The 7,054-nt window shown below is 67.8% G+C and carries 7 protein-coding genes; 1 reads left to right on the forward strand and 6 read right to left on the reverse strand.

Annotation, left to right across the window (positions count from 1 at the left end):
• From B1964_RS20625 to B1964_RS20640, 4 genes are all read right to left on the reverse strand, one after another.
• On the reverse strand, positions 1 to 1,121 hold a 1,121-nt coding region (locus B1964_RS20625; RefSeq protein WP_079931104.1), incomplete at its 3' end, for a hypothetical protein.
• A gap of 1 nt (position 1,122) precedes the next feature.
• Entirely contained in the window at positions 1,123 to 2,406 is a 1,284-nt protein-coding gene (locus tag B1964_RS20630; protein WP_172398913.1) for a lipase family protein, read from the reverse strand.
• Positions 2,407 to 2,457: 51 nt separating this feature from the next.
• Positions 2,458 to 3,912, reverse strand: coding sequence for a gluconate:H+ symporter (locus B1964_RS20635; RefSeq protein WP_079931106.1), 1,455 nt, complete (start codon positions 3,910 to 3,912; stop codon positions 2,458 to 2,460).
• Positions 3,909 to 4,424: a gluconokinase gene (locus B1964_RS20640; RefSeq protein ID WP_006369525.1), complete on the reverse strand. Its 516-nt coding sequence runs from the start codon at positions 4,422 to 4,424 to the stop codon at positions 3,909 to 3,911. The genes B1964_RS20635 and B1964_RS20640 overlap by 4 nt, the downstream gene beginning before the upstream one ends.
• Before the next feature lie 154 nt (positions 4,425 to 4,578).
• On the opposite strand from B1964_RS20640, the gene B1964_RS20645 reads away from it, so the two are divergent.
• Entirely contained in the window at positions 4,579 to 5,286 is a 708-nt protein-coding gene (locus B1964_RS20645) for an FCD domain-containing protein (protein ID WP_079931107.1), read from the forward strand.
• A gap of 74 nt (positions 5,287 to 5,360) precedes the next feature.
• Here B1964_RS20645 and B1964_RS20650 read toward each other — a convergent pair whose 3' ends face one another.
• Together B1964_RS20650 and B1964_RS20655 are read right to left on the reverse strand one after the other, a co-directional pair.
• Positions 5,361 to 6,389 (reverse strand): fused (3R)-hydroxyacyl-ACP dehydratase subunits HadA/HadB, encoded by a 1,029-nt coding sequence (locus tag B1964_RS20650; protein ID WP_079931108.1) that lies wholly within the window; start codon positions 6,387 to 6,389, stop codon positions 5,361 to 5,363.
• A 48-nt stretch (positions 6,390 to 6,437) separates the two neighbouring features.
• Positions 6,438 to 7,054 (reverse strand): aspartate-semialdehyde dehydrogenase (locus B1964_RS20655; RefSeq protein ID WP_079931109.1); only part of this gene is annotated, 617 nt, incomplete at its 5' end.

A 7,054-nucleotide genomic window follows, 5' to 3' on the forward strand; every position in this document is an offset into this window, starting at 1 on the left:
CCCCCGCCGACGAAGCCCGCGGTCGCCGGGATCGACGGCCCCGACACCGCCATCGGCGGGTACTGGTAGCCATAGGTGCTGGGGATGACCAGTGAGTCACCCCACGCCATCGGCGAGTTCTCGGTGCCCTGACCGGACGCGCCGAAGGCAGGCATCGTGCACACGAGCCGCCCGGTGTCGCTGTCTCGCACGATCAGCGACGGGCGGTGCGCTGCGTTGTCCACGATCGCCACCCAGCCGTCGCCGCCGGGACCGAAATACGTTGGCGTCGTGCCTGATCCCCACGTGAGCTGGCCGGGTTTGCGTGCCGGGCCGCGGTCGTAGGCCTGCCGCCAGATCGTGTGCGGCGCAGCACCCGGGGTCGCCCACATCTCGTACAGCGCGTGGGTGGTGAGCACCGAGACCCCACCGGGGCGGACGCTGAGTCCGTTGCCGAGGTCCTCGCCGGGCGGCAGGTGCACCGAGTGCACCCGACGGTCGGTGTCGACGGTCCCGATCACGCCGTGGGTGGTCGCAAACCAGATGCGGCCCAGCCCATCCGGCGCCAGGCCGGTGATCGAGTCACCGGCGGGGATGTGCCCGGACACGTCGATCCGGTCGTCGACGTACACCTGCCACCCGCGCGCGGTGCGCCGGTGGGCGACGAAGAGGATCGCGTTCGAGCCGTCGGCGACGACCACCCGGTCATGGCCGTCGAGGTAGCCGTACACACCGCCGAGCAATCCGCCCTTGGCCAGTTGCACCGACGCCAGCGGTGCGGCGGTCGCCGGATCGAACAGCGTCACCGACGGCACGGCGAACCCGCCGGCAGACCCGCCTCCATGCACCCCGATGTATCTGGTGCACAACGAGACCGGCATGCCGTCACTGCCGATGAAGGTCGCCGCGCACGCGGCTCCCGGTACCGACGACGCGAGCAGTCGGGCGCCGCGGCCGGGTCCGCGGTGGGGAGTGGAGTCGGTGGACTCGAGGTCCCCGTGCATCAACGATGTGCCGACGGGACCGAGGATCGGCGGCCCCAGATCGGGCGGCGGGTCCGCCGCCGCGCGACCGGCGCCGGCGACCACCATGCCGGTGATCAGCGCGACGACCGCCGCCGCCCGAATCCGTCGGCCCGTCATGTCACCTGGTGAGTTCGGTGAGGAGGAAATTCGTCGCCGGCAACAGTGTGGTGAGCATCGGCAGCGCGTGGTTCACCACCAGTCCCGGGAAGATCGGCGGGAGGGTGTTGGTGACCATGGACACGGTGGCGCCCTGCGCTTTCCAGTCCCGATACAGCTGGGCGACCTGGTCATACGGGATGACGTCGTCGTTGATACCGCCCTCGAGCAACACCGGGGCGTTGGGCTTGAGCTTCCCGATCAGCTGGTCACCGACGATCTTGCGGACCTGCGGATCGGCGTTGACGATTGCCGACAGCGGTTGCCCGCTGCGGGTCCAGGAGTTGGTTCGCTGGAATCCGTAGGACAGGATCGTGTCACCGATGCATTGCGTCGACAACCGTTGCAGCGCAGTGTGTCCGGCCGCATTGGTCTGCCGGTCGACGACGGTCTTGAGCGCCGGGTACCGGGCTTCGAGGCCGTTGATCGCGTAGCCGATGGCACCGGAGATCGCGGTGCCGTCGATGCGGTCGATCACCTTCGACAGATCCGCGGGCGGGGCGCCGGCATAGGTGGCCTTGACGTTGAGGTCGGGCGCGTAGGTCGAGGCGAGCTCGGCCGCCGATGCCGCCGCACCACCACCTTGCGAGTAGCCGGAGAACGCGACCGGTGAATTCGCCGGTGCCCCGGCGATCTTCAGCGCTGCGCGCGCGGCGTCGAGCATGGCGTGGCCGGATTCGAGTCGATTGACGTAGGTGTGGATACCGGGTGTGCCCATCCCGATGTAGTCGGTGATCGCCACGCGCACACCGTTGATGAGCAGCAGGTTCATCTCCAGACCCGAGTAGTTCATCGCGATCGACGGCTTGCTCGGATCGATCGCCAACGGGAACGACATGAGCTTCGACCCGGCGCACTGATCACCCTGCCCGACGGTGCCGGGGCCGAGCACGACGGTCGGTCGTGGCCCCTTGCCGCGCCACGGTGCGGTCGGTTCGACTACCGTTCCGGTCACCGCGGCCGGCGAGCCGTCCTGGTATTCCGAGGTGTACATGACGCGCTTGGCGGTACCCGGCCACTGGTTCGGGATGCCGGGGATCTGCAGCAGCAGCGGTGACGGCTCGCTGCGGATGATCGATCCCGGTGCGCTCGCGAAGTGCGCGGGCGGTGTGTAGAAGTCGGCGGCCTGTGCCGACGGTGCTGCCAAGCTCGCTCCGGTGGCGGCCAGCGCGCCGGCGGTGAGCACCGCCGCACCCCGAATCCCCCAGGTTCGCCGTGATGAGTTCAATCCCCGAATTCGTCTCATGGCTAGGTAAGCTACCGCACAGTAACCTCGCGGGATAGAGCCCGGTCACCCTCAGATCAGAAGGCCGAGCACCGACACCACGATCAGCCCGGTCACCGACAGGATCGTCTCCATCGCCGACCAGGTCTTGAAGGTCTGCCCGACACTCATCCCGAAATACTCCTTGACCAGCCAGAACCCAGCGTCGTTGACGTGCGAGAGGAAGACCGAGCCGGCGCCGATCGCCAGAACCACCAGCGACACCTGACCCGAACTCAGCCCGCCGACGAGTCCGAGCATCAACGACGATGCGGTGATGGTCGCGACGGTGGCCGATCCGGTGGCGACGCGGATGAGCGCGGCGAGTACCCAGCCGAGCAGGATGACCGAGATGTTGGCGGCCGACGCCCAGTCGGCGAGCAGGGTGCCGATACCGGTGTCGACGAGTACCTGCTTGAAACCGCCACCGGCCGACACGATCAACAGGATGCCCGCGATCGGCGGCAGCGACGATCCCACACAGGACGACAGGGTGTCGCGGGTCATGCCCGAGCGCCGCCCGAGGGTGAACATCGCGACGACGACGGCGATCAGCAGTGCGACCAATGGCGTACCGAGCACGTCGAGAATCTTGCGGAGCCATTGACCGTCATCGTCGACGATGATCTCGGCGATGGCCTTGCCGAGCATCAGCACCACCGGCAACAGGACCGTCGCCAGGGTGATGCCGAATCCCGGGCCCTTCGGCGACCGCGCCGAAGGTATTGCGCCGGAGTCTGATTCGCCCTCTGCCGGGGAGCTCTCGGAGTGGGCGCCGACGGTTCCCGGGTCGGCGTCGAAGGTACGGGGTGCGTCGATGACGACCCACCGCCCGGCCAGCGTGCCGAACAGCGGACCGGCGACGATGATGGTCGGGATCGCCACGGCCACACCGAGAGCCAAGGTCAGACCGAGGTCGGCGTGCAGCGCGTCGATGGCGACGAGCGGCCCGGGATGCGGCGGGACGAAGCCGTGCATGGCCGAAAGTCCGGCGAGCGCCGGGATACCGATCGGGATCAGGCCGAGGCCCGAGCGCCGGGCGACGAGGTAGATGACCGGCATCAACAACACCAGGCCGATCTCGAAGAACATCGGCAGACCGATGACCGCACCCACGAGGGCCATCGCCCATGGCAGCATCCGCGGCCCGGCGTGGCCGACGATGGTGTCGACGATCTCGTCGGCACCACCGGAGTCGGCGAGCAGTTTGGCGAACATCGCTCCGAGCACGATGAGGATGCCCACCCCGGCCGCGGTGGATCCGAAGCCCGAGGTGAACGAGTCGATGACCTTCGGAACCGATTCGCCGGCAACGATTCCCACGGTGGCAGCACCGGCGATCAGCGCGAGGAAGGGATGAACCTTGGCCCACGTGATGAGGGCGACGATGACGGCGATGCCCGCGAGTGCGGCGACGACGAGATGCCAGCCGGAGCCGACCGGGTCGGGCAGTTTCGTGTCGGCGGCGAGGGCGGTGAGCGTGTTCATCGGGTGCCTCCGGTGGCATCGGTGATCAGTGGCGCGGCGACGATGCGGTCGATGATGACGTCGATGGGCTGGTCGACATCGACGATCACTCCACGCTCGTCGGATCCGAGCGGCTCCAGGATGTCGAACTGGGAGTGCAGCAGCGATGCCGGCATGAAGTGCCCGGGTCGAGACGCCTGCCGCCGCGCGATCACCTCGAGCGGCCCGTCGAGGTGGACGAAGACCGTGTCCGGGCGGTGGCTGCGCAAGCGGTCGCGGTAGGCACGCTTGAGCGCCGAACAGCTCATCACCCCGCCGTCGCCGTGCTCACCGAGCCAGTCCCCGATGAGGTCGAGCCACGGCTGCCGGTCGACGTCGGTCAGGGCGTGACCGGCCGTCATCTTGTCGATGTTCGACTGCGGATGAAAGTCGTCGGCGTCCGCGAACGGCACCCGCAGGCGCTGCGCCAACGCGGCGCCGACCGTCGACTTCCCCGATCCGGATACTCCCATGACCACCACCGGTGACCCCATGCCCGCTCCTCTGCTGCTGTGCTACTGGTCACATAGACTGCCTCAAAGGTATGACTATTGCAAGTGAATCTCGTGATTCATCGGTCTTTACCGGACTCAGGGCGATGAACAGCAGAGCTGAGCGACTCCTCCACCTAAATGAGAAGATGATTGGGTGACCGAGACCACTACCCCCACCGATCGGCACGAACAGGTGCTCACCGAACTCGGGGTGCGCATCGCCTCCGGCGATCTGCCCGAGGGCGCCGTGGTGACCCTCGACGGGATTGGGACCGAGTTCGCCGTGTCCCGCACCCTGGCTCGCGAGGTGATCCGCGTACTCGAATCGATGGGACTCGTCGCGTCGCGGCGACGCGTGGGGATCACCGTGCAGCCCCGAATCCGATGGAGTGTGTTCGATCCGCGACTGATCCGGTGGCGCCTCGACGGCGCCGATCGCGCCGCCTTCCTGCTGACGCTGTCCGAACTACGCCGGGGTATCGAGCCCGCCGCGGCCGCACTGGCCGCCCAGCGCGCCGACGAACACCAGTGCCGTGTACTCGCCGCCGCGGCCTCCGACATGGCCGTGCACGGACGAACCGGAGACCTCGACGCCTACCTGTTGGCCGACAAGATCTTTCACCGCGGTCTCCTCGAGGCCAGCGGTAACGAGATGTTCCGGGCACTGACCGGGGTGGTCGGCGAGGTCCTCACCGGCCGTACCCATCACGGCATGATGCCCGCGCGGCCCAACCCCGCGGCCATCGCGCTGCACGACGACGTCGCCCGCGCGATCCGGCTCGGCGAACCCGACACCGCCGAGAACGCCATGCGCGCGATCATCGACGAGGCGGCACAAGCGGTCGCCGACGAGCGCAGCTGATCAGCCCGGCCACATATCTTGGGCGCGTCGCCCTTTCGGGCGTCAGGAATTCCGGCCGTCAGGAATTCCAGGCGTCAGCCGAAGCGCACGTTCATCGTCGCCAGCCCGAAGATCTTGCGGCCGCCGGACTTCGCGACGATGATGACCACGCCGCTGCGGGTCTCGGCGTCGAGAGACTTGATCCGCCCACTGAATTCGATGTCGCCCCCCTCGGCGGCCGAGACCACCGCCACCTGCGACAGGCGCACCGAATAGCGGGTCACCGCACCGGGATCGCCCGACCAGGCGGAGACAAAACCCGCGCCGAGACCCATGGTCAGCATGCCGTGCGCGATGACGTCGGGCAGCCCGGCCAGCTTCGCGATCGACTCGTCCCAGTGAATCGGGTTGCCGTCACCGGACACCCCCGCGTAATTCACCAGATCGCCGCGTGACAGCCGGGCGTGACGCGTCGGCAGTTCGTCGCCGACGGAGAGGTCCTCGAACCGTAACGATCCCGGATCGCGATCGGCACCGCCGGTGGAAATGCGTTGTTCCCCTTCGGGTCGCACCGTCTTGCGATACTCCGCATCCGACTGTTCGGCGGAGAGCATGTTGACGTCGTGCACCATGATGCTGCGCACCGCGTCGGAGATCCCCGGGTCGACCTCGTCGGCGGTCACCCCGACCACGGTGGTGTGCATGGTGTGCACCACCGCGCCGTGGGCGTCGGTGAAGGTGTTGGTGACGGTGATGAGGTCACGGCCGGCCACCCGCCGGACCGAGGACAACTCGACGTCGGTGGTCAGTTCGTCACCGGCGACGATTGGCCGGTGCTGCTCGAAGACCTGCTCGGTCTGCACATAGGTCTCGTAGCCGACGACGACCGACTCGAACAGGTCGCGGTTGGCGGCCATCGCCGGGATCGAGGTGAAGGTCAGCGGCGTCACCACACCCGAATATCCCAGTTGCGCAGCGGCTTTCTCGTCACGGTGCGCGGGGTGATAATCCTGCACCGCACGCGCGTACTCGCGCACCTTCTCGCGACCGACCAGGTACGGCTCGTCGATCACGTAGTAATGCCCCAGCCGCGAGTCGAGGGACGGGGAGTCGGGTGCGGACATGGCGCAACGCCTTACGGTCGAAGGGGTGAGGGAATGATCGTGCGCCCGCTACGGGACGAGAAGTTCGGCGATCTGGATCGTGTTGAGCGCCGCGCCCTTACGGAGGTTGTCGCCCGAGACGAACAATGCCAGACCCCGCCCGTCCGGGGCACCCGGATCCGCACGGATGCGACCGACCAGCGAGTTGTCGCGGCCGGCGGCGGCCAGCGGCGTCGGAACGTCGACGACCTCGACTCCCGCTGCACCGGCGAGGATCTCCCTCGCGCGCTGCGGCGAGAGCGGCTCGGCGAACTCGGCATTGATCGACAGCGAGTGCCCGGTGAACACCGGCACTCGCACGCACGTACCACTCACCAGTAATTCGGGCAGTCCGAGGATCTTGCGGGATTCGTTGCGCAGCTTCTGATCCTCGTCGGTCTCCCCCGACCCGTCGTCCACCAACGCCCCGGCCAGCGCGATCACGTCGAAGGCGATGGGTGCTACGTACTTGTCGGGCGCCGGGAACTCGACGGACGATCCGTCGTAGACCAGCTTTTCGACGTCGTCGATCACCGCGCGCGACTGCGACGCCAGTTCCTCGACTCCGGCCAGGCCGCTACCCGACACCGCCTGATACGACGAAACGATCAGCCGTTGCAGACCCGCCGCATCGTGCAGCGGCTTTT

It is taken from the genome of Gordonia sp. i37, from assembly GCF_002043085.1.
Taxonomy (GTDB): Bacteria; Actinomycetota; Actinomycetes; order Mycobacteriales; family Mycobacteriaceae; genus Gordonia; species Gordonia polyisoprenivorans.